This is a genomic window from Porphyromonas levii, from assembly GCF_018206105.1.
GTDB classification, from domain to species: Bacteria; Bacteroidota; Bacteroidia; order Bacteroidales; family Porphyromonadaceae; genus Porphyromonas_A; species Porphyromonas_A levii.
This window is the reverse complement of the sequence record NZ_JADRGN010000080.1, coordinates 1-1,489: the sequence shown is the minus strand read 5'-3', so window position 1 is coordinate 1,489 and position 1,489 is coordinate 1. Positions and strand designations below refer to the sequence as shown.

The 1,489-nt window shown below is 39.8% G+C and carries 1 protein-coding gene and 1 other RNA gene; both read left to right on the top strand.

Annotated elements, in window-relative coordinates:
• The first annotated feature begins 64 nt into the window (after positions 1-64).
• Positions 65-472, top strand: a transfer-messenger RNA (tmRNA) gene (gene ssrA, locus IX315_RS09550).
• A 342-nt stretch (positions 473-814) separates the two neighbouring features.
• The coding region (locus IX315_RS09545; protein WP_211637425.1) for a phage integrase SAM-like domain and Arm DNA-binding domain-containing protein at positions 815-1,489 on the top strand (675 nt) is incomplete at its 3' end.

Sequence of the window (1,489 nt, the reverse complement as noted above, 5' to 3'; positions counted from 1 at the left end):
TAAGTATGAGCCCTTTTCTTACCTATAGTCCATATTATTTTGGTATCTTTGCCACGTAATCACTGGGGATGACTGGCTTTGACAGCATGTAGAGGTGGTTCGTAAGCACGTAGTGCGTCGTTGCTCTAGCACTTAAATCTCAGACATCTACACTTTTAAGTGGCGAAGATTATAACTACGCTCTCGCAGCGTAATCGAAGTTTAGTAGATTACTGCTCCTTCGCTTGAGTTTTAGCTCGCGACGAGACATCACTCCGATACCGTGAACCCGAGGTGGTCGGATATAGTGATGCCGTAATATCGGGAAGGGTTGGTGGTGTGTCCCTCACCTCCGACGACATTCAAAGGACTAAGTGAGTAGGAGGGTGGCTTTGGCCTAGCCCACTCGCCGACAATTAAAGCAAAGCTAAACGTGTAGAAAGCGGATTAGTTCCGTGTTTGGACGAGGGTTCGACTCCCTCCATCTCCACTTTGTGACATTTTTGAGCTTCATCTGAGTAGTCAGATAGGTATTCAAAACAGAGGAAAAATCGTTGTAAAGCCCAGCTTTACAGCGAATTTTCTCGTTTTAGTAACTACCACTGAATACCAAAACGCATATTTTGGTAGTTAGCAATAGAACACTTTTCTGCTACAGAAATTGCTACAACTTTTAATTGGCAGAAAAAAAATGTAGCAATGACTACCAAATTGAACACCTTAAAATACTCATCTTCAGGAACTTTATTACGAACTTTGTGGCAACTTTTTATGTACAAACACTTGAAAAAAGTGTAGCAATATAGAATAGATCCACTAAAAAGATTTTAAGAGTATGAAGAAGCAATTCAAGGTTTCCTACTACCTACGCTCAAACTATGAGAACAAAGAAGGGAAAAATCCAATTATGGTCCGTGTCATCTTAGATGGTGAAATGGTTAATCTTGGCTCAAGCCAATTGTCTGTAAAGAAAAGCCTTTGGAGCAATTCTACGAGCAGAGCCAAAGGCAGAACAGCAGAAGCTGTAGCATTAAATGCCTCTCTTGATGCTCTTACAGCCTCACTGTATGAGCTATTTAGAAAACATGAGTATGATGACTATCTTACTGCAGAGTCATTCAAATCATTGTTTTTAGGTGATGAGAAAGAGTTTTCTACTATTCTCCCAGTATTCGACAAGTACATTGAGAGCATTCAGGATAAGGTTGGAGTAAGCTTAAAGAAAGGTAGTTTTCAGAAGTACACCATTATCAGACGTGACCTTGTTGAGTTTTTAGAGACAAAGTATAAGAGAAAAGACTTGGGATTACTAGAGTTTAACTCTGTTGTAATAAAAGACTTTGAGTTATTCTTAGTCACAGAGAAAAACATCTCTCATAATACAGCACAGAAGAAATTAAAAGGTATCAAGACAATGGTCACCTATGCCCAAAAACGTGGTATCATCCAGCACGATCCATTTATGGACATCCGCTTCCACTACAAACCTGTTGATCGTGGATTTCTTACA